This is a genomic window from Tengunoibacter tsumagoiensis (assembly GCF_003967535.1).
GTDB classification, from domain to species: domain Bacteria; phylum Chloroflexota; class Ktedonobacteria; order Ktedonobacterales; family Ktedonobacteraceae; genus Tengunoibacter; species Tengunoibacter tsumagoiensis.
Window position 1 is genome coordinate 2228962 of sequence record NZ_BIFR01000001.1, and the last position, 26779, is coordinate 2255740.

27 protein-coding genes are annotated in these 26779 nt (G+C 48.9%); 15 read left to right on the top strand and 12 right to left on the bottom strand.

All coding sequences use genetic code 11. From position 1 onward, the window contains the following. Positions 1 to 119: 119 nt before the first annotated feature. Together EL628_RS08715 and EL628_RS08720 are read left to right on the top strand one after the other, a co-directional pair. Positions 120 to 1859: a S53 family peptidase gene (locus EL628_RS08715; RefSeq protein WP_126579567.1), complete on the top strand. Its 1740-nt coding sequence runs from the start codon at positions 120 to 122 to the stop codon at positions 1857 to 1859. Positions 1860 to 2029: 170 nt separating this feature from the next. Further along, the gene (locus EL628_RS08720; RefSeq protein ID WP_126579568.1) at positions 2030 to 2845 is read left to right on the top strand and encodes a zinc ribbon domain-containing protein; all 816 of its coding nucleotides are present in this window, start codon (positions 2030 to 2032) and stop codon (positions 2843 to 2845) included. Between the two features lie 4 nt (positions 2846 to 2849). On the opposite strand, the gene EL628_RS08725 is transcribed toward EL628_RS08720, so the two are convergent. Further along, on the bottom strand, positions 2850 to 4112 hold the full coding sequence (locus EL628_RS08725; RefSeq protein ID WP_126579569.1) for a TolB family protein: 1263 nt from the start codon (positions 4110 to 4112) through the stop codon (positions 2850 to 2852). Positions 4113 to 4702: 590 nt separating this feature from the next. Here EL628_RS08725 and EL628_RS08730 point away from each other — a divergent pair. Then, complete coding sequence (locus EL628_RS08730; RefSeq protein WP_161975363.1) at positions 4703 to 5401, top strand: DUF4397 domain-containing protein; 699 nt, start codon at positions 4703 to 4705, stop codon at positions 5399 to 5401. 190 nt (positions 5402 to 5591) lie between these two features. Here the strand turns inward: EL628_RS08730 and EL628_RS08735 are convergent, their stop codons facing one another. Further along, on the bottom strand, positions 5592 to 6176 hold the full coding sequence (locus tag EL628_RS08735; RefSeq protein WP_126579571.1) for a hypothetical protein: 585 nt from the start codon (positions 6174 to 6176) through the stop codon (positions 5592 to 5594). 449 nt (positions 6177 to 6625) lie between these two features. On the opposite strand from EL628_RS08735, the gene EL628_RS08740 reads away from it, so the two are divergent. Further along, the gene (locus EL628_RS08740; RefSeq protein WP_126579572.1) at positions 6626 to 7549 is read left to right on the top strand and encodes a class I fructose-bisphosphate aldolase; all 924 of its coding nucleotides are present in this window, start codon (positions 6626 to 6628) and stop codon (positions 7547 to 7549) included. A gap of 138 nt (positions 7550 to 7687) precedes the next feature. On the opposite strand, the gene EL628_RS08745 is transcribed toward EL628_RS08740, so the two are convergent. The 4 genes from EL628_RS08745 to EL628_RS08760 form a co-directional block, all read right to left on the bottom strand. Further along, entirely contained in the window at positions 7688 to 9013 is a 1326-nt protein-coding gene (locus tag EL628_RS08745; RefSeq protein WP_126579573.1) for an MFS transporter, read from the bottom strand. A 213-nt stretch (positions 9014 to 9226) separates the two neighbouring features. Further along, positions 9227 to 10177, bottom strand: a complete 951-nt coding sequence (gene trxB / locus EL628_RS08750; protein WP_126579574.1) for a thioredoxin-disulfide reductase — start codon at positions 10175 to 10177, stop codon at positions 9227 to 9229. Between the two features lie 181 nt (positions 10178 to 10358). Continuing rightward, positions 10359 to 10796, bottom strand: a complete 438-nt coding sequence (locus EL628_RS08755) for a MarR family winged helix-turn-helix transcriptional regulator (protein WP_126579575.1) — start codon at positions 10794 to 10796, stop codon at positions 10359 to 10361. A 118-nt stretch (positions 10797 to 10914) separates the two neighbouring features. Further along, positions 10915 to 12009: a M20/M25/M40 family metallo-hydrolase gene (locus EL628_RS08760; protein ID WP_126579576.1), complete on the bottom strand. Its 1095-nt coding sequence runs from the start codon at positions 12007 to 12009 to the stop codon at positions 10915 to 10917. Positions 12010 to 12337: 328 nt separating this feature from the next. Between EL628_RS08760 and EL628_RS08765 the strand changes: the two genes are divergently transcribed. From EL628_RS08765 to EL628_RS08775, 3 genes are read left to right on the top strand one after another with little or no spacing between them, the layout of a single operon-like run. After that, on the top strand, positions 12338 to 12793 hold the full coding sequence (locus EL628_RS08765; RefSeq protein WP_245994034.1) for an SRPBCC domain-containing protein: 456 nt from the start codon (positions 12338 to 12340) through the stop codon (positions 12791 to 12793). A gap of 2 nt (positions 12794 to 12795) precedes the next feature. Continuing rightward, positions 12796 to 13161, top strand: a complete 366-nt coding sequence (locus tag EL628_RS08770) for an ArsR/SmtB family transcription factor (RefSeq protein WP_126579577.1) — start codon at positions 12796 to 12798, stop codon at positions 13159 to 13161. Further along, complete coding sequence (locus EL628_RS08775) at positions 13142 to 13573, top strand: SRPBCC family protein (protein ID WP_126579578.1); 432 nt, start codon at positions 13142 to 13144, stop codon at positions 13571 to 13573. Before EL628_RS08770 ends, EL628_RS08775 begins: the two co-directional genes overlap by 20 nt. A gap of 60 nt (positions 13574 to 13633) precedes the next feature. Here EL628_RS08775 and EL628_RS08780 read toward each other — a convergent pair whose 3' ends face one another. From EL628_RS08780 to EL628_RS08790, 3 genes are read right to left on the bottom strand one after another with little or no spacing between them, the layout of a single operon-like run. Beyond that, positions 13634 to 14392 (bottom strand): MBL fold metallo-hydrolase, encoded by a 759-nt coding sequence (locus tag EL628_RS08780; RefSeq protein WP_126579579.1) that lies wholly within the window; start codon positions 14390 to 14392, stop codon positions 13634 to 13636. A gap of 49 nt (positions 14393 to 14441) precedes the next feature. Further along, positions 14442 to 15362 (bottom strand): pyridoxamine 5'-phosphate oxidase family protein, encoded by a 921-nt coding sequence (locus EL628_RS08785; protein WP_126579580.1) that lies wholly within the window; start codon positions 15360 to 15362, stop codon positions 14442 to 14444. 40 nt (positions 15363 to 15402) lie between these two features. Further along, positions 15403 to 15861, bottom strand: a complete 459-nt coding sequence (locus tag EL628_RS08790) for a VOC family protein (protein ID WP_126579581.1) — start codon at positions 15859 to 15861, stop codon at positions 15403 to 15405. Between the two features lie 148 nt (positions 15862 to 16009). Here EL628_RS08790 and EL628_RS08795 point away from each other — a divergent pair, with 148 nt between their 5' ends. The 4 genes from EL628_RS08795 to EL628_RS08810 all read left to right on the top strand — a co-directional run bounded on the left by EL628_RS08795 (position 16010) and on the right by EL628_RS08810 (position 19662). Further along, positions 16010 to 16630, top strand: coding sequence for a CGNR zinc finger domain-containing protein (locus EL628_RS08795; protein WP_161975364.1), 621 nt, complete (start codon positions 16010 to 16012; stop codon positions 16628 to 16630). Between the two features lie 468 nt (positions 16631 to 17098). Continuing rightward, complete coding sequence (locus EL628_RS08800) at positions 17099 to 18733, top strand: S8 family peptidase (RefSeq protein ID WP_161975365.1); 1635 nt, start codon at positions 17099 to 17101, stop codon at positions 18731 to 18733. Positions 18734 to 18880: 147 nt separating this feature from the next. Then, complete coding sequence (gene erpA / locus EL628_RS08805) at positions 18881 to 19282, top strand: iron-sulfur cluster insertion protein ErpA (protein WP_126579584.1); 402 nt, start codon at positions 18881 to 18883, stop codon at positions 19280 to 19282. A gap of 170 nt (positions 19283 to 19452) precedes the next feature. Next, positions 19453 to 19662: a hypothetical protein gene (locus tag EL628_RS08810; RefSeq protein ID WP_126579585.1), complete on the top strand. Its 210-nt coding sequence runs from the start codon at positions 19453 to 19455 to the stop codon at positions 19660 to 19662. 232 nt (positions 19663 to 19894) lie between these two features. On the opposite strand, the gene EL628_RS08815 is transcribed toward EL628_RS08810, so the two are convergent. Continuing rightward, positions 19895 to 20311 carry a PleD family two-component system response regulator gene (locus tag EL628_RS08815; protein WP_126579586.1) on the bottom strand — a complete coding sequence of 139 codons (417 nt, stop codon included), beginning with the start codon at positions 20309 to 20311 and terminating at the stop codon, positions 19895 to 19897. Between the two features lie 76 nt (positions 20312 to 20387). Continuing rightward, positions 20388 to 20930 (bottom strand): hypothetical protein, encoded by a 543-nt coding sequence (locus tag EL628_RS08820; RefSeq protein ID WP_126579587.1) that lies wholly within the window; start codon positions 20928 to 20930, stop codon positions 20388 to 20390. 450 nt (positions 20931 to 21380) lie between these two features. Between EL628_RS08820 and EL628_RS08825 the strand changes: the two genes are divergently transcribed. Together EL628_RS08825 and EL628_RS08830 are read left to right on the top strand one after the other, a co-directional pair. Further along, positions 21381 to 22364 carry an ROK family protein gene (locus tag EL628_RS08825; protein ID WP_126579588.1) on the top strand — a complete coding sequence of 328 codons (984 nt, stop codon included), beginning with the start codon at positions 21381 to 21383 and terminating at the stop codon, positions 22362 to 22364. 36 nt (positions 22365 to 22400) lie between these two features. Continuing rightward, positions 22401 to 23180 carry a helix-turn-helix domain-containing protein gene (locus tag EL628_RS08830; protein ID WP_126579589.1) on the top strand — a complete coding sequence of 260 codons (780 nt, stop codon included), beginning with the start codon at positions 22401 to 22403 and terminating at the stop codon, positions 23178 to 23180. Positions 23181 to 23196: 16 nt separating this feature from the next. Here EL628_RS08830 and EL628_RS08835 read toward each other — a convergent pair whose 3' ends face one another. After that, positions 23197 to 25176 carry a sensor histidine kinase gene (locus EL628_RS08835; protein ID WP_126579590.1) on the bottom strand — a complete coding sequence of 660 codons (1980 nt, stop codon included), beginning with the start codon at positions 25174 to 25176 and terminating at the stop codon, positions 23197 to 23199. A gap of 157 nt (positions 25177 to 25333) precedes the next feature. Between EL628_RS08835 and EL628_RS08840 the strand changes: the two genes are divergently transcribed. Beyond that, complete coding sequence (locus EL628_RS08840) at positions 25334 to 25765, top strand: ArsR/SmtB family transcription factor (RefSeq protein WP_126579591.1); 432 nt, start codon at positions 25334 to 25336, stop codon at positions 25763 to 25765. Then, complete coding sequence (locus EL628_RS08845) at positions 25762 to 26757, top strand: cation diffusion facilitator family transporter (RefSeq protein ID WP_126579592.1); 996 nt, start codon at positions 25762 to 25764, stop codon at positions 26755 to 26757. Before EL628_RS08840 ends, EL628_RS08845 begins: the two co-directional genes overlap by 4 nt. Positions 26758 to 26779 lie beyond the last annotated feature (22 nt).

Below are 26779 nucleotides of genomic sequence, written 5' to 3' on the forward strand. Positions count from 1 at the left end.
TGATTCGTGATAGAAGAGAGCGAATAACCATAATGCTCTTATGCCATTTCATTGATAGAAGCAAATATCAGTTCGAATCGATCATTTTTTGCTGATGTTGATTGGAGGGAGACCCATCTATGAGTAAAGTTGCACGTACAGGTCGGGCCATAGGAAGCTGGCTGACTGGCGTCATATGTTGCTGCCTGTTGTTAGTGCCTCTTGCTAGTTGTAACACGCCACAAGGTCCGGATACCTCGTTACAGCCAACGCCCCTGGATCTGGGTATTCCAGCCGAGTCGTTAAAATCACCAGTTACAGGACCCCTGGCTGGCGATACAAAATTACATGTACGCATTACCTTTAAAATTGATCCAAACCTTCTCAATCAGTCTCAGCAGCAGACAATGCAGCCGGGACAGAGCTCTCATCTAGAACAATTTGCCAATAAAATTGGTATTGATGATGCCAAATATCAGAAGATCAAAGCCTTTTTTCATACCCAGGGAATCGATATCAATTTAAGTCAATTACGCACCCATCTGGCGATCGAAGCAAAAGCCAGTACTCTTGCCAGATTGTTACAGACAGATTTTGTCGTCCATAACTATAATGGAAAAAGTTTTTACGCTCCAGATACAAACAAACCTGCGAAAGTGCCACAGTTTTTAGCGAATTCTATTGATGCAATTACAGGGTTGGATAATTACAGTGCTGTGCCAAAGCAAGATCTTCATTTCAATGTTCAGCAGCCCGCGCAGCCAGCAGCCGATTGTTCGCCTCAGGATCAGACCCTGCTTCCCAAAGAGATTGCTCATACCTATGGTTTTGATCAGCTCTGGAATCGTGGCCTGCATGGAGAGAACATGACCATTAACCTTGTAGAGATTGATGGGTCATATAGAGACGATATTCAAAATTACTTTGATTGTATCCAATTTAAAGGGAAGCTAACTACAGTCAATGTGGATGGTTCTCCAAAGGAAGCGTTGGGTGAGTCAACATTAGATATTCAGATGGTTGCGGGACTGGCTCGTTCTAGCAATATTAAAGTCTATCAGACTGATGCTAGCGATCAGAATAGTGATGTCTGGGTGAATGTTAATGATGAGCTCCAGCAGCTCTTGAATGACAACGTAAATAACGCAAATTCTGGGAATGTTGTAAGTATTAGTCTGGGAGCGGCAGAAGGAGAGATGACCACGAGTGATGTAAAAGCGATTGATAGCAGTCTGCGTCAGTTGTCACAGGTAGAACACCTTGCGGTGTTTGTGGCGAGTGGGGACTGTGGAGCTTTTACCAGCCGACGTTATGGTGATCTTTCAGTCAGTTTTCCTGCTAGCGATCCCTGGTCAATTTCTGTTGGTGGAACCATTCTGCGCATTGACCAGAATGCGAATCGCGTCTCCGAAGGGGCCTGGTCGGAACAGGCGGGGTCACAATGTCAAAATAACTGGGGAAGTGGTGGTGGTAACAGCAAGCTGTACCAGCGATCAAATTGGCAGAAAGCCCCTGGCGTCGATAATCGTTATTCGCAAGGACGACGTCAGGTTCCAGATGTCTCAGCGGTGGCCTATGGATTGGCAGTCTACTTCCAGGGGCAGTGGGGTGCCGTGGGAGGCACAAGTGCATCTGCGCCGATCTGGGCAACCGGACTGGCTCTGGTGAATCAGCAGCTTGCTCAGCGTAGCCATAAAGTAAGTTCGACACCCGATCTCTTTTATAAAGCGGCAACGCAAAACAATGGCAAGCATCCCTACTATGATGTGACCCAGGGCGATAACCTGTACTATAAAGCAACTTCGGGCTGGGATTATGCAACTGGTCTGGGAACATTGAATCTCCCTGATTTTGCAGATACAGTGGGAAAGCTCACGTAGTGCTGATCTGTAGCAGTCTGAAGGGATAGGGTTTCTGGCGCGATACATTCTCATTGGAGGGCAGAAGGCGCTATAATGGAGCGACGACAGAGAGCATCTATAGAAGTGTTTTTTGAAGAACTGCTCTGTGGTATATCGCAATCTGTGCATAGTAAAGAGGAGTGTAGAGCATGGTTCAGGAGCCCTTTCCCTCCTGCACTTACTGTGGGGCAATGATCAGGCGTGGCAAACGATTTTGTCGTAATTGTGGGCAGCCTATCGCTCTCTCCGAGTCGTTTATCTCTCTTTCTCTCCCAATCCATCCTTCTCAAACAGTGCTCAATTCATCCCCACCAGAACAGCAATTGGAAACAGAGATTATTCCAGAAGACCAGCCTTTGCCTTCTGGCACCGGCCATCCCCTCTCCCGACGTTTGCGGTCCCCTCTCCCCCATCTCAAGAGAAAACAGTTCTTCCTCTTACTCTGCCTGATAGGTATTATTTTTGCCCTCACAACCTCGTTAGGATGGACTCTATGGCTTACCCTGCAAAAGGTTTCCGATGTATCTGTACAATCAAATATGCAAGTAAAAGAACAGCCATCGCAAACGCAACCTACAGTCACAGATACAAAAACTATCACACTGCAAAGACCCTTTAGCTATGCTGGCCTGGATTGGATCCTGACCACAGTCAGTCTGCACCCGAAGACATCCACTTCATGGGAACTTACTGTCGTGTTAACGGTCAGAAACTCTCTTACACAAGTAGTTATCCCTGGCTCAGCTTTTAATTATGCCCATTTGCAGAGTGGAGCATCAACGTTTAATCTTCAGAACAGCACAATACCAGTGAGCTTTGAACCAGCGACCACCACCAGAGGGACAATGACCTTTCTTGTTTCTCAAGGGAATGCTTCCTATAGACTCCATTTTGCGTCTAGCACTCCTCAGATCGACGGATTTCATACAGTAGAAATTGATTTTAACTGTTGCATAGCTGCCTGATGAGCTAGTGATCAGGAGTCAGATATGCTAACTGGGAGGAGGACCCGATAATCTGGAGAAAGAGAATACGCCCATCTTTTAGCCAGAAAGGCGTGTCTTGAATACCTGTAAGCTTCGGCAATGTAATATGAGCCGTTTGGGCCTCATATATTCGTAAGATCCCCCCATCGCTGTAGATAAGAGCTCGACCATCTGGTGACCAGCTCCAGCCTTGTAGCGTTGCCTTAATCGGTACCTCAAACTCAATGTGTTTGGTATGGATATTTAGCGTTTGTAATGTAGTCTGTTTCGTCGCTGAAATCTTTTCATATGTGAGGGACTGGCTATTGGGTGACCAGGCCAATGCCCCAATGCTAAAGTCACCAGCTTGAACAAGTTTTTGCAAGTGCAGATTGTGCATTTGTAAAAGATAGATCTCAAGGCAAGGTTGGGTCAGTGTCGTCGGACTTACTGATCCGGCAGCACTTACAACGATAGCCAGTTGCGTCCCATCAGGGGACCATAGCAGCAGTCGTGGAGTAAGCGAGAGGGGCCAGAAGGCCTGCATTTGAGTCTGCTGACCATCTGGATTGGTGCGCCATAACTGAATTTTGCCTGCCTGCTGAAGCATATAGGTGATAGGTTGGGTCTGTGAGGGAGCCCAGGTTGCTGCCAGAGCCTCAGGCTTGAGTGGAGACATATACTGTCCAGTTGGAATCATTGCCAGTAAAGGGAGCGCAGTTGTATCAGTGGCGACGGTCGCCACCAGCGCAGAACCATTGGGGGCCCAGGCAGCAGTGATGGCATCGTGCATGACCAGCGTATTATGTGCAATAGGATCTGCTAGATCAGTGGTGTACATCACACCTGGTTGATGTGCTGCTTGATAAAGCAGATGGTGTTCAGTTGGATCAAGCGAGATAAGTTTGCCACCATTATGAAGCTCTGGCGATACAGCCTCCACTGGTCCAACCTGATAGACTACCGACGAAGGAGCAGAGATAGGAACAGGGCGAAAGGTGAAGAGAGCACAGAGTATGAGAGAAGCCGCTAGAGCGAGACTGCAAGTGGTGAGCCATCTCGACTGCGGGAAGCCAGGTGCATGAATTTTGCGCAAGATCTGGGAGCGTAACTCAGGAGTAAAATGAATTTGTTCAGTCTGTTGTTGAAAAAAATGGGAGAGTCTTTTCTCCAAAATCGGATGATAAGTCTCCCTCTCAGAACACTGAGCTGGCGATTTGTGTGTAGAAAGTTGTGACTGACGATCCTTGTCGTATGAATTCATCATTCTACTCCCCTATTGAAATGATTTTATCGGACCAGTTTTAGAGGCAGGAAGAGACAAGAATTCAATGTTCAGTATGAAATCTGTGACAGTATACAAAAGCAAGAGGGCTGAATACCTCTTCCTTTCAGCGAGTCATTTCCCCGCTTCCCCGCTCTTCTCCTCTTAGAGAGGACGTGGAAAAGGTCCAAAGAGGGTATCTTTTTGTTGAGTTTATAGAAAGCTTACGAGAGCTTACGGTCCTACTTTATGTGAGAGAACCCATGGGCAAAGGAATGAAATAGATTGTGGAATGGTTAACTATTGAGACCAATATGAGGATGTGAGACGTCTGTAGTATGTAGCTAGAAAAGCGAAAAGCTCAACTTTTTCTTCTACAGCCTGGAGAAGCTGAGCATTCTCATCAGAGAGCTAACATACAAAATTGTCGGGGCTGGAATAAATAAGATTGTCGCTTTATACAGCATCCAGGCATGATGGTATGTCTTCGTGTTGTCTGTACAGCACGCCTGATTACTGGTGGCTGTAAGAAGCAAGGACCGAGAGTAGGAGTAATCCTGACTGTACAGGAGTACAAAGGAGCGAAATACCATATGAAACTCCCTTTACAAGGTCGACTATCGTGGGTTGTATCTGTGTTTGCATTCCTGCTAGGGGTGTGGCTGTTATGGCCTGGAGGAATGAGCCACACATCTGCCGCGCCTCAAGCGAATGCATTTGTACGTGTAGTGCACGCATCGCCGGATGCAGGAAATGTTGATGTGTTTGTTGACGGAAAATCAATTTTGACAAATTTCGTCTTCAGCACCGTCACTGATTATGTGCCATTAGCGGCAGGTGCCCACAAGCTTCAGGTTGCTCCAACTGGAAAAGGAGTCGGGGGAGCTGCCATTACACAATCTGTCTCAGTGGATCCAGGTATGTACTATACCGTTGCAGCCCTGGGAACCAGATCAAGTGGTTTCTCATTGTCAGCCTTTGTAGATGATAATCGCCTGACCGGTGGAGAGCCAAAGGTCCGTGTTTACCACTTATCGCCAAATGCGGGCCCGGTGAACGTTGCTGTGGGTGGAAAAACAGTCATTACCGGATTGACCTATCCTAAGGCAAGTGCCTATCTGCCCGTTCCAGCCGGCTCTTATACCTTTGACGTGACAGCCACAAGCGTAAATGCCACGGTACCAGTTGCTGCGACATTGAAGCAAGGAACGGTCAACAGCGTGTTTGCCCTTGGTCTCTATAAGGGTACGCCAGCCTTAAAGTTCGTGCTTGCCTCAGCCAAAGGGATATAGAAGGTAGTTAGAGTTCCTCCTTACTCGTGGGTCCTCTATGCTGCGGCATCATAAGAGAGATGGCGCAAGCAGTCTGGACCACACGCTCTGGCTCAAGCCTACTTGAGGCCAGAAAAAGGAAGAGCGGCAGATGAGGTGAGCAGGAAGAGAAGATAGCTCGTAACTCAAAGAAGAGGATACGGGCTATCTTCTACTCTAAGATGTAGCTGCCCATTAATTCTCGGCGGAGGCTGGCCATCTGTTCTTCATTGCTGACTGCTTCCTTTTTCTCCTCGGAGCTATTGTGAGGAGGAGGAGGTGAAGTCAGTGCCTGTTCAAATTCACTAATCAGCATCTCTTCCAGGAACGTAGAAGGAGCTGGTGCGGGAGTAGTTTCAGTGATCACCGGAAGTGGTGAGGTAGGGACATGAGGGATTTCTTCTCTTAGAGGAAGTACCAGCGGTGCAGTTGGTGCTTCCTCTACATGCTCAAGAGCCTCAACCTGGGCATAGTTTTCACCCTCTCCATTGCTCTCTACCACAGGGAAAGAAGAAGAAAGCTCTTGTGACAACGCATCCTGAGGAGTACTTGCAGTAGTACTTGTCATCGGTGTTTGTTGTGTCTGATCTGCAGGAACGTACAGCGGGAAGCGTTGGCCTTGAAGCTCAAGAAAGATCCCTCGACCGCTACGTAGATCATCAATCTGTTCACGCAAGGCAGTATTTTCAGCCTGTAAAGCATTCATCAAGCTCTGCTGCTTACTGATTTCTTGCATAAGTAGCTCAAAATTGCTCATCTTATCCCATTAATCTCCTTGAAATAACTATATTGGTAGCACATTGCTATCTAGCTTGAGACATGCTCTACCATGGGTATAAATAAAGACGTTTCAGAGGATACCAGGTAACAATGGCTGAGCCGCCATAGCCTATTTCTTTCTTTCTTCTCTTTAACAAAGAGAACGATTGTAAAATGATCATTTGCATAGCAAAAGGAGAGGAGAAAGGCTTTTTAACCCGGATCTATGGAAGGGTATGCTCTTCGTTGAAGGGCCTGATAGCTACTTTCAGGTAGCTATATTTTGCCAGTATAGTAGTTAGATTTTGCTGGTATAAATATACATAAAAAACCCTGCCGTCGCGCTGTCCATGGCCGTGGAGTCTCGCTCGTGATACAATAAAGAAGAAGATCACCGCATAAAGTGCGGTCACATCAAGAGATGATGAATGAAAAGGAACACATAAAATGAACGATCGTATTCGTGAAATTCTAAGCTGGTACGGCAGCGAGAATCCAGGGGTTCGAACAAACCTTGCACGTATGCTTAATCATGGTCGATTGGCTGGTACAGGGAAGCTAGTTATCTTGCCAGTAGACCAGGGTTTCGAACATGGTCCAGCGCGAAGTTTTGCTCCTAATCCAGCTGGCTATGATCCTCGTTACCATTTTCAACTGGCGATTGATGCAGGGTGCAACGCCTATGCTGCCCCTTTGGGCTTCTTAGAGGCTGGTGCAGCGGATTTTGCTGGCGAGATTCCCTTAATTCTCAAGTGCAACAATCATGATATCTTGAACGACGAGCGCGATCCAATTTCGGCAGTCACAGCCGGTGTGGACGATGCGCTCCGCCTGGGTTGTGTCGCAGTAGGTTTCACTATCTACCCGGGATCAAGCGAGCGCACAGAGATGTACCAGCAGCTACGAGACCTGATCCTTGAGGCCAAGACTGCAGGTCTGGCTGTTGTTGTCTGGTCCTATCCTCGCGGTAGTGCTTTGAGCAAAGAGGGTGAGACAGCAGTTGATGTTGTTGCCTATGCAGCTCAGATTGCCGCCCAGTTAGGTGCAGATATTATCAAAGTGAAGTTACCAAGCGAGAAAGTTGAATTGCCAGAGGCGCAGAAGGTCTATCAGAAATACGAGATTCCCATCTCAACACTGGCAGATCGCGTCAAGCACGTTGTCCAGAGTTCATTCAATGGTCGTCGTATTGTCATCTTCTCAGGTGGTGCAACCTCAGCTGACGAGCAAGTCTTCACAGAAGCTCGTGCGATCCGCGATGGTGGTGGTTTTGGCTCAATCATGGGACGAAACTCCTTCCAGCGTAAAAAAGAGGATGCTGAAAAGTTCCTGGGGACAATTATGGGCATCTATGAAGGTTCAGTGAAATAAGCGTAGCGCTCTTAGCATAGAAGAGGCTAAATTTTTACAAAGAGAGGCATTTCCTGGCAGCGGACCTGCGAAGAAATGCCTCTCTTTGTGCTGTCTGGATGTGAGAAGCTTGTTGAAAATTGCCGCTAGTTGTATCCGCTAGCGAACACTTTTCACACGGCTAATCACGATTGTGCCGAGAATAAAGTAGAAGACCGTTACCGAGAAGAGAATGGTATAGCCGAGATGATTGGGAAAGCCCTGGAGAAGTTGAAGCAGGATGCCACCAAGGCTAATGCCAACCACCTGAGGGAGGATTCCCATAGCAGACCAGAGCCCTAGAAATTTCCCGGCCTCATCGGTTGGGGGAAGAGTATCAGTGACCAGGGCCCAGTCAACACTGGTATATGCTCCATACCCGATCCCAAAGAAGGCCGCTGCAATGAGTGCCCCCGTTGTATTTTGCCAGAAGATAAAGAGCAGGCAGACCAGTGTCATCGTAATGCCTGAGATGTAGACCAGTTTTTTGCGGCTCCAACGATCGGAGAGCCAGCCAGCCAGCACCGAAGTGGGAAGTGCCACGACGAGAAGGAGAGGGAGAAAAATCTGACCAATAAATTTCTCTCCAGAGACATTGAGTACCTCATCGGCATAATATTGCAGGAAGTAAAAGATGGCCCAGATCCCCAGCATAACCAGAAGCCGAGCTAACAGAACCCAGGAGAGATCAGGATATTGGGATGGCTTAAAGAAAAACTTGCGAAAAAAAGGACCAAAGCGAATAGGGCTGTATTGTTCGGGAGGAAGGGGAGTTTCCTTGACAGTCAGGATCGTATAGGCAACAAAGAGCATCTGAACAACCGCCACAATCAGAAAAATCAGCGTAATCTCATTCTTATAGACAGGCAGAGCATCATGCTTATTTACAATACTGCCAGCCACAATCGAGCCCAGGGCAGTGCCTAGCAGGAGAGCGAGCCCATTTAAACCAGCGGTGAAGCCGCGTTGTTGGACAGGGACTTGATCAGCGATAATGGCACTCCAGGGTGAATTGGCAAAATTGTTGCTACATTGTAATAAAAAGTAGAGAATTGCCAGCATAAAGAGAAGAATGGAGCGGTCTAGATTGGGAGTGAAGGCGAAAACTACTAAGACAATGAGATTGAGGATCGTGCCAATGAGCATAAAAGGGCGTCGACGTCCCAGCCGAAAGGGAAGATAGTCGGAGAGAGCTCCTGCGAGTGGATTGACGAAGACGGCGGCCAGCGTGCCCCATGCAATGACCAGCGCGAGATTGATATTCTGTTGCTGAGGATCCAGGAGTTTTGCCACCATACTTGGGAGTACAATTGAAGAGAGCGCCTGCCAGTGAAACTGATTTGCCATCCAGAACACATTGAGATTGATCTGGCGCCAGATTGAGACAGGTTGCAGGGGCTGGGATGTAGGGGGGGAAGCCACCCCAGGTGCTTCTGAAATCTCCATTGACTTACATTTCCTCTCTGTTGATAACACATGCCAGCATATGCGTATGTACGAACGTATATTGATAGCTTTATTCGATAGCCTTATTTGATGGTCTTATTATAGAGAAGAGTTCACCTGGAGCGCAAGATAGAGGTCTGCAAAGTGTGTAGAGAGAAAAAGAGATCCACATCCCTGTGGATCTCTTAAATGAAAATGCTTTATTTTAAGGTATTAGTTCCAGTTTTCGATGCCAACCTCTTCGCCTTGAGATTCCAGCCAGCGCTCCAGATCGATAGCTGCGCGACAGCCCTCGCCTGCGGCAGTAATGGCCTGGCGATAGCGATGATCACTGACATCGCCAGCGACAAAGACGCCAGGGATATTGGTCATCGTATGTTCTTTAGGGATGATATATCCCGTCTCATCCATATCAATAATGCCTTTGAACAGCTCGGTATTAGGGCGATGGCCAATTGCCAGGAACAGTCCCTGTGTTTCCAGCGTACTCTCCTCGCCGGTCCGTGTATTACGCACACGGACAGCGGTGATAGCCGCATCCCCAACTACATCAACGACCTCACTCTCCATCAGCGCATCAATCTTGGGATTATTCAGAGCGCGATCCTGCATGATTTTGCTGGCGCGGAAGGTATCGCGGCGATGAATCAAGGTTACATGATTGACATAGCGTGTCAGGAACGTTGCCTCTTCCATTGCGGTATCGCCACCACCAATGACCACTACATCTTTTCCTTTAAAGAAGAAGCCATCGCAGGTTGCGCAAGCCGTCACGCCACGGCCTTTCAGACGTGTCTCATTGGGCAGTCCCAGCCATTGTGCACTGGCCCCAGTCGCGATAATAACAGCCTGTGAGCGATATTCTGCTGAGTCGGTGCGGACCACAAAAGGACGTTGTGTAAAATCAACCGAGGTAACATCTTCTGGGATCAGCTCTGCCCCAAAGCGGAGCGCCTGTTTCTCGAATTTCTCCATCATCTCCGGGCCCATAATGCCCTCTTCAAAGCCAGGGAAGTTCTCGACCTCGCTTGTCTGCATCAACTGCCCACCTGTCTCATAGCCCTGCAGAACCAGGACGGACAGATTGGAGCGGCCAGCATAGATAGCTGCGGTATAGCCTGCTGGACCTGAACCAATAATAATCACACCATAGACTTTTTCCATTATATCGTTCCTCGCTTAAAGATACGTGCGCGTTTGTTTTTTCTCTTTGCAATTGATAACACAAAGCAGGGTTATTTTATGCCATCCTGGCAGCGGTCTTGAATGAGTACGTTCGTGCGCAAAGGTTGTGGTATCTGCAATCCAGGAAATAGAGCGATTGAGCACTGAGTACTGGTCAGTTTTACCAATTGACCACATGCGAGAGGGCCTGAAGGCCGGTAGCTAAAGCCTGACGTTCTTCGCCGGTGAGCTGTGCCACCCATTGGCGTAGCTGTTCTTGTCGCTCATATTGAAGCTGGCCAATCAGAAGCTCACCCTGGGGAGTGAGACTGGCCAGGATCTGGCGCCGATCGGTGGGGCCCTCTGATCGCTGTACAAGATTGGCACGTACGAGACGTTCAACAAGATGACTGGCAGTAGGGAGCCCGATCTCAAGATTTTCCGCAATGGCGCTAATCGTACTGGCTCCTTTATGATACAGGACAAAGAGCACTTTCACCTGTGCCATGCTTACCTCGAGCTGGAGCCAGTGTGGTGCAACTGAGCGCTGAAGTGCTTTCGCTATAAATGTGTATGTCTCCACGATTGTCGTCGTACAATCATCGGTAAGTCCTGACATAGAGCTTTTTCCCTTTACTGGTAGTGCATCTTGATTGGTCTATTGGGTGCCTCTATTGTAAAAGAAGAGGGGCATTCCTGCAATGGATGCCCCTCTTCTTTTACCATAAAGTGGTCGTTTAGAACTGTTGGTTGCGCCAGAGATGGAGAACAAAGAGGGTATCCATAACTAATTGTTCCAGAGGAGCCAGGGCGATATGTTCATCGGTGGTATGCTCGTCAACGACACCAGTCGAGACGGTAAAGGTGCGAATGGCCGGGCGGAAGCCGCTGGTATCGCTGCCAATAAAGGTTGGTTTCATCTCCAGGACTGCGCCACGTTGAGCAAGGGCAGCTTGATAGATATTGAGTAAGGGTTCATCGGGATTGAGGGCATAGCCAGTTGAGTAGGTTGTAAAGGTGATCTCAGCCCGACCTCCCAACCGTTCTGCAGTCTCATCAAAGGCATTGATCAGAGCCTGTTTGTAGTGTTGATAGACGGAGAGAGGTTCAAAGCTGCGAAGCTCGCCCTCGATTGTAACCGTCCCGGGGATAGCATTACGGGCATGGCCCGCGACAATGCGGCCAATGTTGATGCGTGTCAGATCGCTAGCGAGTGAGCCGTGAGGGTAAGGAGTCTGACGGAAGATCTCCAGAGCGTCAACCGTTCCAGTAATCTCTTTGCCAGGATGGCCTGTGCGGCCAGTGATTTTGATATCAAAGGCTTCGTGGGCGGCTGCTTTAGAGACCACAACGCCAGCCTCAAAGGCATTGTCAAAGACGATCCCATCGGTCACCTGGAGCATCTCTGCATCAAAGCTACGTGCGCCACAGAGCCCTACCTCTTCTTGTACCGTAAAAACGACGACGAGAGGAGGATGTGGAAGCGATTGTTCAACCGTGCGACGAAGCACTTCGAGGATAATAGCGATCCCTGCGGCATCATCTGCACCCAGATTCGTCGTGCCATCACTATAGAGGACCCCATTGCGAAGAATAGGCTCATGGCCCAGGCCAGGAGAAACACGATCCATATGAGCGTTTAAGAGGAGTGCAGGCCCTTCACCGTCGAGCGTGGCGATGAGATTCCCGCTCACATCAACGCGCGATGTGAGGCCCAGACTGGTCAGGTGACGCTCGATATAGCTGCGGACATACTCTTCATGTCCAGAAGTGCTGGGAATCCGCACAAGATCGATCAGGGTCTGGCATAAGCGATCAGAATAAATAAACATCAGAACATATCCCTTTCAAAAATACTCAATTGTAAAACGTAGTAGACGATCTTTTCGGTTACAAGCCGCTCATATAGCAGATCTGGCCAGCCCTTTATCTTGCTCCTCATCTTGTTGTCCATCCCTCGCTCTTTCTTCATGTATCATCTCTTTGTTTAAGAATCATCTCTTTGTTTAAGAATCAGAATGCGCTAAATAGCCTGTTTTTCTCTTGACAATCTTCTTCTTTTTCATTACAATATACTTAGATGTGCAACAAAATGTTGCACATCTAAGCTCTACTAGAAAATAATTGGTGTCGTTATATAGTGTCAGGAGTGTTTCTATAATGGATAAGATTGCGGATAAGATTGAGCGAGAAATCAGCATTCAGGCACCGATAGCAACAGTCTGGGAGGTTATCACAAAGCCTGAATACATTAGCCAATGGTTTGGTAGTCAGGTAGAGATAGATGTGCGACAGGGAGGAAAGGGCAGACTGGTCTGGGGAGAGAACGTTGAAGCTTCTCTGGAAATTGTAGCGGTAGAGAAACCGTATCGTTTCTCATTTTTGTGGGTCGCACCAGATGAGGAAACCAGGGCAACCCACCAGCAAACTCTGGTTGAGTTCAAGCTTATAGAAAATAACGATGAGACAAAGGTATGCTTAACAGAAAGCGGTTTTGAGAAGCTTGAGATTACTGCTGAACAGAAAGCGACACTCATTGTCAATCATACCTCGGGCTGGGGTGAGTTTCTGTCCAACTTACAGCGTTGTGCCCAGAATATCTCAACAAAGGCATAGATATGTCGTCACCTGAACCTTTTAATGAAGAGCTCTGGTTTGCTATTGCTGAACCGAGCCGACGGAAGCTCATCGAGATTCTGCTTCTTAAAGGCGAAGCTACCGCAAGCAAGCTGGCAGATGAAGTACCATTTAGCCGCCAGGCGGTAAGTAAACATATTGCTGTTCTAAAAAAGGCAGGCCTTGTCAATGAGCGCAAATTGAGCAAAGAGGTACGTTTTAGTCTCTCATCAGAAGGACTCAGTGTTGCAGCCCAGGAACTATCGCGGACTGCAACGCTCTGGGATGAACGGTTACAAAAGATCAAACAGATTGCTGAAACACTTCATCGAGAAGGAAAGAGTAAAAATGAAGACAAAAACAATTAAAAAAGAGCAATTTATTCATGCATCTATAGAAAGAGTCTTTAAAGCCATTACCGAAAAGCAAGAATTAGAACGCTGGTTTGTATACAAAGCTGATATCGAATTGAAACCTGGGGGGGAGGTGCATACCGAATGGGCTCCCGGTATGGGAGAGCACGGGAAAGTAGTAGCAGTAAAGCCATCTCAATTATTCAGTTTTACCTGGGAAGCATGTTCTCCTACTCCGACAACCCTTACCTTTGAGTTAACAAAAGAAAAAGATGGTACATTGGTGCTGCTTACTCACAGTGGTATTGGTGAAGGAGAACACTGGGAGATGTATGCCACGATTAGCCCTGCGTGGGATAGTCATCTGAAAGATTTAACATCCTGGATTGAAACAGGGACATGTCTCCCACCGGGACCAAGAGGATAAGAGAAGTTTCAGGCTGGTCCACACTTTCAACAAAGGACCAGTCTGAAACCATACGATGCTTTAGAGAGCATGTTGCCAGTCAACCCATTCACCAGGTTCCAGGACAAGGGTTTCGATCTGTTGTTTCCGGGCGATCTCCAGAAAGAGCTCCAGAGCATTGGGAATTGAGACATAGTGGCCAGGATCATCATACATCCCATAGTGGATGGGGCAGACACGCCTGGCTCCCAAAATTTTTGCTGCGGTAACTGCCTGTTCTGGAGTCATTGTTGCTGGAATCGTGCTCCCGCTGAAACGGCCCCGCTGGTAGGTCACACCATTAATAGGCATAAAGGCCAGATCAAAGGGGCCATATTGACGTTTGATATTCCACCAGTGCCCATGCCAGATCGTATCGCCGCAGTGAATAATGCGTTTGCCGCCACCATCGATAATCCATGAGACCTGAGGATCGCCCCAGCCATCGGCTGCTGGTACAGCAAGCGCCATGATATCAGCAGTGAGCCAGTTCAGAAGGATTGGCTCATATAACGTGGCCTCCTGAATACGCAGTTTATGTTGGGGCAGTGTATGAGCTACAGAGCTATGGCAGAGCACACTGCCCCGATCACCTAGTGCTTTATATACGGCCGTAGGATCAAAATGATCGGTATGTGCATGTGTAATCACCGCGTGGCGCTCACTGGTCTGGGCTGAGAGTGGGATAACTGGTTGGCCGCCGCTATTCCAATCAGGGGCATCCTCAATCGCGTCGATAAAGAGTGTCGTCTTGCCAACCTCGAGTTTGAGGCCAGCCCAGGTTAGACGTTGCAAGTGCATGATAGTTCTCCTGAAATAAAAATGAGAGAGAGTGCATGGGATATTCTGTTCAGGCGCGAGCGCGTGGTAAGGTTGGTGAATATTCTACAAATTGCCAGTGTAGTTGAATCGCGTTTCGGGTCTCGATGCTGTCAGTGATTACGAACTCTATCAGGCGTTCAGCGCCCGCAAAGGTTGCGATTCGTGCTTTATCCCAGATGATGCGGGCCTCGCCAGTAAGTTGGAGTGTATTTCCCCGTTCGAAGTCAATGAAGAGGAGGCCAGTGTGAGGCTCCTTCTTGATATTGCCCAGGGTCTGATACATACGGTTCCCAGAGTAGTCTGGAAAGACCAGTCGGTTGGCGTTTTCAACCCGGACAAAGCCAGGAGCTCCGCCACGATGTGAAGCATCGGCTCCCCCTTCCGGATGGCTCGTTGCGATAAAGAATGTATCAGCCGCCTCGATCCAGGCGTGCTGAGCATTGGTGAGTACTGTACCGCGTATGTGTTCGGGTATTGCTGAGTGATGTTCAGGCTGTGCATCATTTATAGCAGGCAACGTACGCATTTGAATATATTTAGGACAGTTAGAATAGACCTGTTCTGTACGCATGACGATCTCCCTCTGTATCTGCGTGATCTGTCCATTGACCCGCATCCGGCGACGTGTGGCAAAATCGAGCGTGATCGTTCCTAAGGGATCTCCAACGTGCAGTTGCCCGAAGAGTGGATCGCACGGAGCCGGAACTGCTTGAATGACCACCGTCTGCTCATCGGGTGCCTGTAAAAAACCGCGCTTGCCAGCCAGGATCGAGGCCCAGATGTACCCTGCCTGATCCGCTGCTGCGAGAATAATCATGCGTTGATCTTGTAAAAAGGTCTGAGCAACGGATGGCAATGTCGGATGGATGCTTTTATTCTGGCGTGAACTTCTGGGTGGCAAGCCAGCCAGGGCCTGTACCTCAAGTTCTCCATTGTGATAATCCAGCATCTGGAAACCTCTGCTTTCTTACTATGAAGCGGATTGAAGACTAAAAGAAGCCGCATGTAGGTGCAGAAGCGACCGGCGCGGGATACTCACTGGCTCTGACAGGGCTATAGATCTCCAGACGTATGCCATCGGGATCAGTAAAGAAGATACCGCCAGAATCCTGACCTTCACCATGAGGTACGATCCCCTGATATAACAGATTGGCGTCCAGGAGCTTCAGTTTATTCTCAAAGAAACGGACATCCTCAATGCTATTCACTCTGAATGACAGGTGGTGCAGGCCCGGGCGATCTTTTGCAAAAGTGCCTTCACTTTGCTCCCATAGCGTCAGAATCAGCTTCTGACCATCGGAGAGAAACGCACAATGTCCCGGCTCATCGGCCTCCCAGCTTACCGTAAAGCCAAATACGCTCTGATAAAACTGTTTGGATTTCTCGATATTGGTGACGTTGATGCCGATATGACCGGTCTGAAATGCGGGGGTGTTTACTGCTGACATTGTGTGGTTCCTCCTACCAGAACACGCTGCTTTGTGAAATATCCATATCTAAATTTGTTTTGAATTGGATAATTGCAGCATACCCCAGGAAATTATCCTTGTCAATAGCGCTATAGTATTGGATAATATGGTAAGGAGGAAATTGAGTATGAGCAAAGTGTTGAGTGATCCACCCTTTCTGCTGGATGGAGAAAATCTGGCCCTGAACCTGGTGAATACCGAGATTATGAAGCGTGGCAACCCCCTGGACCTTTTACAGACACCTCAGGATGTTGCCCGGTGGTGGAACGAGACCTGTCAGCGTCATCCAGCCTTCGATGAGGTGCGCAGGGGGAGTGCGGACACGACCATCTATGATAATGAGTTATTGACAAGCGTCAAGACATTACGTGCCTCATTGCGTGGCATCTTTCGTGCTTTAATCGACGGCGAGATACCACAACAGATAGATGTAAACCAGTTAAATCGTATTTTGCGTACTAACTATTCTGTGTTGGAGGTGAGCAAGGAGGGCGACCTGTTCCTGGGAGCGTATACCACAGATGCGCGGCATGGCCTCGTACTCTTACCGATTGCCCTTTCGGCTATACGTTTAATTGTGCAGGGTGAGCATAAACGCCTGCACCAGTGTGATAATGAGCGCTGTATTCTGTTCTTTTATGACAGCACCAAAAGCGCTACACGTCGCTGGTGTAGCCTGGGTTGTATGGATCGCGCCCGCTCGATGCAGAGGTATCGCGAGACGAAGAGGACTGTTATTGGCGAGTAGGGGACTGTGGTGTGCAGGAAATGGGATCTGTTGGGGCATCGTTACTGCATTGCGAAGATCTCTGTAGAAGAATACAGCACATATGACAGCAGAAGTGCTTAACGATAGCTATCATTCCTGAGCAATACTAGACAACTCCTGAGTATGCTCCTAACCTAAAGTCAGGCTCGTGTTACAGGAAAAGAGAGGCATGTTATAATGTCTGGTTAGTAGACCTACTCTCTAAAAATGCCTGTGGGGACAGAAACGCCGTCAAGAATTGTTTATTATATCTCGCCTTTTCCCGTAAGAAAGGGAAGCCTGCTAAAGCTCGTCTCGGGGATTGCGTGTTGCTGGAACGTGGCATCGCCATACGCTAGCAAAGATCGCAGGGTAATCGCAGGATATTCAAGGAATGTCATTGATTCGCAATGCTTTCAAAGAACGTTTCTAATACACACCACTCTGCGTGGAGGGGGATTTTTGTGCATGTCACGTAGTTCGGCAGAGTTCATGGGCGTGCCCGATGAGCTCTATCATTGGTTGCCAGGCGAGATGGTTGTAGTCGTTCGTTTGCCTCGACTGCCGCTTGAGGATACTCAGGAGTTATTAGGAGAGCAGATTCGAACGCAATTAAACCTCTTTCTAGCTCCTTATCGTCTGACCCTTGAGTCGTATGGCAAGGCAGGTCGTTGGCGTGTTACTCCATCTATGCCCCCGGTACGCCGACGCTCGTTCCTCTTTGGCTTGCAGCGTAAACAGCCATTGATGGCCTTATTTTTTCATACCAGGCATCTTGATAACGAGGTGCAGGATGCTGTTCCGATGGCTCTTTCCTATCTACAGGGGCACCTGGAGCACCTTGCCCAGACTGGCCTGCATGTTGTCTCTGCAATGCCCAACTGGCTGGTAACCGCTGCGCCGCAGTATTATGCGCAAGGCGGACCGGCTCTGCCACCGCGCCCGGCGCCGCAACTGGAATCGGCTACCCCGGCACATATTTTGCATGGTTGGCGCATAAAATTTGTAGATCAACATATTTCACTTGACTCAAAGGGAGCGGAAGATGTACTGGTAGCCGTTCTGGATACGGGCCAGCATCCTGATCGAATCCGGGGAGCCGCGACGCGACCAGAGTTGCGGCGTAACTGGTTATTGCAGCGTATCGCCAATGAATTGCGGAATGAAGATGGCTCATTTCAGATTGAGTATGATCGCTATCCTCTTACCAACGATGTCTGTAGTGGGCGTGATCAGGCTGGAGATGCGCGCTATTATGTCGTCCCTGATCATGGCCTCACCGTGGCAGGTCTGGTACGCGATGTAGCCCCTCGTGCCCAGATACGGCTGATCCGTATTCTCAACGACTTTGGCGGTGGTGATCTCTATGCTTTATACGCGGCCTTAACGGATCTCGAGCGAGAGATCGTCGCAGGTTCTATTCGTCGATTGGTGATCAATCTCAGCCTGATTACCCTGCCAGATATCAGGCGTCTCCCCTATATCTGGTTTGATCATCGCCAGTGGCCGACCAATCAACTTATGGGGGCGATGAGAGTTTTAACACATATAGAAGAGGGCTTGCGGCTCCTGTTTGAGAGTCTGGCCGCTCATGGCGTTCTGATTGTTGCAGCAGCAGGAAATGACTCAATGCTGGCCAATCAACAGGGTCAAGCTCCTCGGCCTCCACGTGCCCCGGCCCGTTACGAGAGCGTTTTGAGCGTCACAGCCGTCAATAGCAGCTATGCGCCAGCTAACTTCGCCAATGCTGCCAGTATGCCCCCAAACGATGCAGGGGTGGCCACATTTGGAGGAGATGGGTATGGGGCAACCGGAAGTGATGCGCTTCCGGATGCAGTACGAGGCATCTTTATCTCACCTACATTTCCCATGGGCGAGGCCAATACTACTGGTTGGGCTGATTGGTCTGGAACCTCATTTGCCACTCCGATTATCAGTGCTCTGGGGGCACATCTCCTGTCACAGGGCTGGTCTGCGTCCAACATTATTGCCCGTTTTGCGCTGGGACAAGAGAGGCGGAGCGAGAATCTGTTTGGTGCGCCCCCCGATGCACCGAACCTGCTGGCGAATATTATACGAGTTCAACAACGGTTCGGACTGTAGAAAGAGCAGTATTTCTTGACGCTTCACTTTTTGTAGTTTATAATAATTGCAAGTGTTAGTTATAGAAACACCATTGAAACACCGTCAAATCTAATGGACAATCAAGGGGGCTGAGCAGTCAACCCCTTTTTGGAGAGGTGAAAAATTATGATTGAGCAGAACCAGCAGGCTGCGATTGAGACCCAGATTATTAGTATGACTCCCGCTGCCTCAGAAAAAGTTCGTGAGCTGCTCAAGCAGGAGAATGATCCCAGCCTTGGCCTGCGCGTCTTTGTTGCTGGTGGTGGTTGCTCTGGTCTCCAGTATGGTATGACCCTTGATGAGGAACAGGAAGGTGACACCGTCATTTCGATGGGTGATTTCAATCTTCTTGTCGATGATATGAGCGTCACCTATATCAATGGCAGCGAAGTCGACTATGTTGATAGCCTGATGGGTGCTGGCTTTACCGTCAACAATCCTAATGCTGTCTCAAGCTGCGGTTGTGGGCATTCCTTCAAAACTGCCGATGGCGGTGGCGAGGCTCGCGGTTGCGGTTGCGGTCACTAAGGATGAGCTACCCTCTCAAGGGTGCTTATCTGTAGCGGCTTATCCAAATATATACTTCTTCTGGCCTGTGGGCGGGACCGTTTTTCATGGAGTGGAGAACCTTTTCGACATGGTCAGAAGATTTTTTTTATCTTTCGTTGTTGTGCTTCCTCTATTCAAAAGGAGATTGCATGAGCGGACGGATTGCCCATCGACCAAATCATCACTCTCGCCCTTATACTCCTCCCAGCCTGCGTGCTCACCATCGTTTTTTACCTGCCCATTGGTCTTATCGACGTCAACAGCCTGCCCTGGAGCTCCATGTCCCCGGTTATAGTCTTGCGCTGATCCCTGTTCAACATCGCCTGGCTCACTATATTGTTCTATATCAGGCCAGTTAAGAGATTCGCAGGAGCCATTACAGCCATCGTGATGGCGTTTCTCTACAAGATTATTGGCGCCGCCCTCTCTTTCGAGGGTGACAGAGGTGAATGGCGACGTTCTATGGCCATCATGATGGTTATAGAATGTCGCCATCTTTCTATCCATCTTTCTATCTAGTCCCGAAGCATCATGTCTCTACAGACAGAGACGAAGATGAAAAGGAGATGTTCGTGTGAAATAGACGATGCCTCAATCCTCATGAAAATCTTCATCATCAGCGGCTACGTTAAGCGGAGGGGTTGGATTGGCGAGCAGGCGTTGGATCAGAGCGGGCATATCGCGGGTAAATTTAGAATTAGCAACCACTTTCTGAGCTCCAGCATCCAGTGCTTTCTGGCGCGCCTCCAGATCCATATGGGAGCCAAAGGTCAGTACTGGTACTTGTCTGGCTCGTGCCTCACGAATGGCAGCCTCCCAATCTACTCCTTTGGATGCAATATTGATGATTACTAAGGCTGGTAGTTCGCCAGATGCGACACTGAGAGCCTGTTCAAAGCCAGGGAGGGTGCGCACCGTTGTGACCAGCATATCGTGGTGACGGAGCGTATCGCGGATCTTCACGGAAAAGAAGAGATCGCGCTCTAACGCTAAAATAGCTGTTGGCATTGTCTGTGCCTTTCAGAGGATTTTAAGGACAAAGAGAAGCGATCACTCTCGTCGTTATTCGTGATCGCTTCTCAGGTTAATCTTCGGTGCTTTCATAGACAGGACGGCGAAAACGATCGCCTAATTCCTGATTAATGAGCTCTACATTTGTATACAGGTCTGGAGTGAGCACATGATGCGTGCCATTGCAATAGGGCTTATCGCATTTCTTGGCGTGGCTTGTCTCAAAAATCAGGTTTCCATTCTCAACAGTGATCCAGATATGGCGTCGAGAATAGCCATCTCCCCATTTGAGCAGCATGCCACTATTGTACTCATCAAAGCGTCCCTGACCATAGAGGAAGTCACGATTAAAGAGGTTCAGGATATCGCGGACATGGCTCACGGCAATGACACGAGCCGTCTCTGGCGACATTTTCGTTGTGGCTTCCTGGGACAGATCCTCCGCAGGAATGGAGAGCGCACGAGCAGAATGCTGCTCCTCACGAATAAGTTGTTGCACATGTTGCCCCTCAAGCTCGCTCAAACCATGGCCTTGCCCAATGATTGGAGCCTTAACTGGCCGTGGTGGGGCAGGTGGTTGTTGTGGCTCTTTATCTGATCGTCGCATCCAGGGCATGATAATCACTCCTTGTATATCTGAATATATCTGACAGACTACAGATTGTATCTTCTTTGTTCAGTTGAAAGCTGGTGAACACAAAAACAGTACCGCTATCCCTATAGCTTACACTTTTCTGTAAAGGAGCTACAAGGGGCAAGCTCTGAAAATGCTCCTTGCATCAGGCAGGAGCCTGGCGATTGTAAGCGAAAAAAAGTGCCTTGTAGTGATGGTATTGCGGAGAAACGTCCGTAATCACATCTTTTATAGTCAGAAAGGGAGAAAGAAATTCAATTTCATGTATGCAGATTAATCGTCTCTCCTTGACAAATGTTCGCAAGACCAGCTATACTCAATTATATAAGATGTGTTATCGTTCTCATCTCTATTGCTGTAAGGTTGTTATAGTAGGAACGTATGTTCTAGCTAAATACTAGAATAGAATAGAGGAACGCAGGACACTGGCCAATGAGTATAGACCGGTGTGTGGGGGTGGGTGTTGAGATCGGCAGTGGGAAAACAACAGTCGCCCTGATTGATCGTCACGGGCGTGTACGCCAGCGGAGTCAAGCAAAGACCTTGCGCGGGCGTCCGGCCATGGCAACCCTTGAACCAGCCCTTCGAGCCATCGAAACCCAGCTCTCATGTGCTCGCATGGAGGGTCTGGCTGTATGTGGAATTGGAGTAAGCGTTCCAGGAGCACTGGAGAGCTCAACTCGTCGCCCCCAGCAGATCTCTCTCCTTCCATCATTGAATGATTTCCCCCTATTTGAGTTATTAGAGAAGCGTTATCGCCTCCCAGTGCAGATTCATGCCGACGTAGATGCCGCAGTTCTTGGTGAATATCGTTTTGGGGCTGGCCAGGGAGCGCAAAGGCTCCTCTATTTAACCTTAAACGCCGTTATTGGGGCAGCTTTTATTGTCGATGGAGAACTTGTCAGCTCCAGGCAACAGCACGTTGGGCATGTCTGCCACCTTCCTCTATCTCCCACGGGTCCACGTTGTAGCTGTGGTAAGCGAGGGTGTATTAATACTCTCCTCTCACTTGATGCCATTCAGAAAATGTTTAAGCGTGCCCTTAACCGTGGTGAAGAGACGAGCCTGCTTCAGCGTATGCTCAATAATGAATGTTTTAGTCCGCAATTGTTAGCAGAGGAAGCCAGGCGTGGTGATGGAGTCGCCTTACAAGTGTTTCTGGAGATAGGGCGCTGGCTGAGCGCAGCGGTGACCAGGTATAGCACCTTATATGAACCAGACGTGCTGGTTTTAGGTGGAGGGATGCAGCATATTGATCCATGTCTCATCGCACTACAGCCTCTTGAGCCAGTGGGAGCTGTGTCTGCTGGTGCTACTTCTGTCTTATCGCCCGTGAGAGAGCGGCTCAAGGTGATGTCCTCTCATTTAGGGAGTGATGTCGCTCTTATTGGTGCGGTGACACCATTGTTCTACTAATTGAAGAGTTGAGCAGCTGAGCGGTATAATAAATATATGATAACTATGCCAATTCCTGTGATTGTAGTTGATGATACGCCAGTAAAAAGACGGGGTGTTTGTGAATTTATTGAGGAGACACCCTCTCTCCGTTTGCATGCCCAGGCTGGTGATAGCACAACTGCTCTGCGATTAATCGAAGCGTTAAGCGCCAGTCAAAGTGGGAATACGGCTCTGGCAGGGTGGCTGGTCTTCTCTGATCTACGTCTGGGGAATAGCAATGGGGTCGAGCTGGGGCGTGCAATGTTAGAGATTGCGCCAGGATTGCGGGTCGTCATTTACACGCAAGATCCTAGCTGGACGCTTGCTGCGGAAGTATTTCGGCACGAATATACTCGTCGAGGCACACCACGGGCGAGTAACCGTCGGACTGGGCATTCAAGCGGCCTGCATGGTTATGCGCTATTCAATAATATGGACCCCGATTACATCAACAATATTGCGACGTCTGTGGTGATGCGCAATGAATCTTTTATTGACCCTGAAGTTTTAAACTATCTACTGAAGCGTTTACGGGGGCAGCGACTGACTCCCAGACAAGAAGAGTGTGCCTCTTTGATCGCTATTGGTTTAAGCAATGACGATATTGCGCTGAGAATGGGGTTTTTAAGTACGAGCGGTAAGCCTAACATCGGCCCTGTTGAGAATCTTGTGAGCGAGCTGTATACATTCTTTGTGATTGAGGGAGCCCCGAGTGATCCAGGGCGGCGTGTTCTACTGGCTCATGCCTATGAGGCTTATGCGGGTCTGCGGCAGGATCCAACGCTTCAGACTTGAGGGCATATGATCTCAACTACTTCTGCACATGAGGTGGCAATGGGATTCTGAGGGTAACGGTTGTCCCATGCTCTGGTTCAGGGCGAGGATGTGAGGAGATGATCAGCTCTCCCCCAGCCTCACGTGCTTTCAATTGTGCCTTGAAAAGAGTCGTTTTTTCTGGTGAAACAGCCTCTGGAGAGAAGCCTTTGCCTGTATCGCGAATCTCAACCTCTAGAACATTATGCGCGTAACTTGTAGAGACTGTAGCAAAGTCGCAGCCAGCGTGATTGTAAATATTGAGCAGGGATTGAGTGATCGTATAGGAGATTGCCTCTGCTATCTGCATACCTTCAACGCTCTGTTCCAGGTCCGGACTTAGCACATCGAGGGACCAGAGATCGGTTTGTATTTTCAGAGGAGATTCTGGATGGAGTGCAGGAAGATCCTCCTGAATAAGCTTATCCAGGTGAAACTTAAGCCCCATACTGCGTCGCTGATAGACATCCTCCACAAGAAGTTGGAGTCCACGGAGATCTCCTTCTAACTCCTCGCTGATATGCCGAATAGTGCCAAGAGCCTTAATAATGGGCGTCATAGTGGTCTGTTTGCTGGGATCGCGTTCGGCCTCCAATGCTAATTTATGTTGCCAGTAGCCCAGCAGAGAGCGAATACGCAGAGCCTGTTGTTTTGGCTGATCATGGATGCGTTGCGATAGAAGTGAGCGGAGATGGGTATCGGCATGGAGGAGCAACGACGTCGCCTGACTGAGCTCTTTATTGGTATTCAGCAGCTCTTCAGCCGTACGTTGTTGCTCTAATAGTGCCTGTTCACGTTGTTCGAGCGTGAGATGGAGCTGTTCCATCAGGCGTAATGAGCGGATCGCATAGAGAAGGATAAGTGGATAGACGGTTGCCAGAATATAGAAGATTGGGAGCGGCAGCAGTGTCTGACCCGTCAATAAAATGGGTAAGACGCCCAGGCAGAAACCGAGGCCGACCCCTCCAATCCAGAGCGTCAGGAGATCCCCCAGGCGATGGCGGATATGATCTGGAATCGGGTGAACGGCTGTAGAGCGTCGCCATGGCGAATTGTGAAAGAGGATCCGCAGGAGAGAGCGAGCGCCAATAGTCAGACTGATCAGACCACCAAGAGCCCCATAGCCCAGACTGATAATAATGTTTGGGCGCATGGGAACATGGCCAAGCAACAATAGTGAGAGCCATTCATACAGAAACAGGGCAATCAAAGGGAGATACGGAAGACCATCCAGAGCTATATGCGGTGTACGCACCTGCCCGAGCGCCTCAGGCCGATAGGTAAGGCTCAGGTGAATAAAGGTTGAGCCGAGGAGCGCAAAGGCGGGAATCCAGAGGAGTTGAATCACGAGATCGGGCGTGTTCGCTTGCTGAATATTGCCCCAGTGGCTATAGAGAAGAAGGAGCATAGCCGGAGGCAACAGCGTAATTCCTTCCACCGCACCGGACCATTCGGTTGAAGTCATCAGGAGAAAAGCGCCCACTACCAGCCAGCTTAGACCGGCCAGAAACGTCAGGCCATATGTCTGCCACCACATGTCCGCTGTAAAGATGACTGCAGGGCGAATAATGATCATAGATCGTCCATTGTCCGAGGTAGCTGTATATGTAATAAGCTCCTGTGGTTTTCCATGTGCATATGCTCGTTGGATACCCTCCCGGCCAGGGATACGATTAACGGCCACGATATGGGTCGTATTGGTCAACGATTGGGCAGAGAGAGCAAAAGGGGGGAGCTGGGGAGGAGTCGAAATAATGACAATCTCACCATTTGTATCAGGGTCTAGCACCCAGGTAAAGCCACCAAAGAGAGAGCCAACTTCAGATAGCAAGCGCAGATGCCCCAATCCACTGATGCAGATTAGGAGAAGGGTCACTACAAGATAGCCAGCCATAAAAGGTGGGCGCATGCGCTGCCACCAGGCTTCAGTCGTTTGTTTCGTCAAAAGAGATCCAGTAGGCACACACCAGTCTAACATTTTTCATCCTCCTCTGGCAAGAATAGCCGACCTGTTATAGAGGATAGTCCTCCTGAATAAGAGAGGCGAGCACCTTGAAAAGGAGGAAGTGCCGTGGTATAGTAATAGGAAATAGTTGCATGTGTGTGCAGGTATACAGGAAAGGGAAAGACATCCTATGGCTACACAGATGGAAGAGATTGTCGTAGTGCAGCAGGAAGTATGTGCCGAGCGCGTCGTCCATATTGAACATATGCAAGCAGTGCGCCGATCATTGCTTCCCGCTCAGGATGTGGAGCGTATAGCCGCGTTGTTCTCTGTCCTCAGTGATCCCACACGTTTGCAAGTTGTTCATGCCTTATTGAATGCCCCTGAAGGAGAGCTCTGTGTCTGTGATCTGGCTACTGGATTGGGGCGAGACGACACTACCATCTCTCACCAACTTCGGGTATTACGGAACCAGCATATTGTGACAATGCGCAAAGCTGGCCGTATTGTCTATTATCGGCTGGTTGATGAGCATATTCGCCAACTGCTTAAGATGAGCATTGAACATACATGTGAGGGCTCAGCAACGTGTTTTAAACAGGAAGTCGAGGTGTCAGCGTGACCCATACACATGCTGGACATTCCCATCACGATCATACATCGGGGATGGCAAAGAAAAGTCTGCGTCTGGCCTTCTTCTTGACGATGATTATTCTGCTGGCTGGATGTATTGGTGGTTTTTTTGCCCACTCACTGGCCTTGCTTTCTGATGCCAGTCATACATTGACCGATCTTTTCGCGCTAGGACTGGCCTGGTTTGCCGCTGTTCAGGCGGAGCGGCCATCCAACGAAGGAAAAACATTCGGTTATCATCGCGTTGGTATTCTTGCAGCCCTATTAAACGCCTTTTCGCTGATCGTTATTGCGCTCTTTATCATCTGGGAAGCTATTCAGCGTTTTCAGCATCCTGAGCCAGTCAATCCATTCATTATGTTTGGTTCTGCTCTCGTCGCGATCGTAATCAATCTCTTTATTGGTTTTGGGCTACGCAAAGAGAACCATAATCTGAATGTTCGCGCTGCTAGCCTGCATGTCTTTGGGGACGTTGCTGCCTCTGTAGGGGTTATCGTTGCAGGCGGACTTATAGTGTTGACTGGCTGGAGTATCATTGACCCCATTCTTTCTGTCGCAATTGCTTTAGTCGTCGCCTTCGGAGCCTGGCATATTCTGCGTGAAACAATTGATATTCTCCTGGAAGCGACTCCTCGTGGCATCTCACTGACCGATTTAGTGGCCGACATGAAAGCCGTGGAAGGAGTTGAAGATGTCCATGATCTTCACGTCTGGAGTATTACTAGTGGCATGCCAGCTCTTTCCAGCCATGTTCAGATAGCTAACCTTCCCTTTAGTGCAAGTTCCTCAATTTTGAATGCATTAAGAAGCATGTTAACTGAGAAATATCATATTCACCATGCCACCATTCAGTTTGAGTGCCCCTCAGAAGGACCTTGCTGTACGGTTGAAAGCCTCTATTGTAGCTTTAAAGGTAGCGTACAGGCAAAACATGTGCATGTTTGTGATGAAGAGCATGAGCATGCCAGCCAGGTCATTTAAATGGTGAAGGTGCGTATGAAGG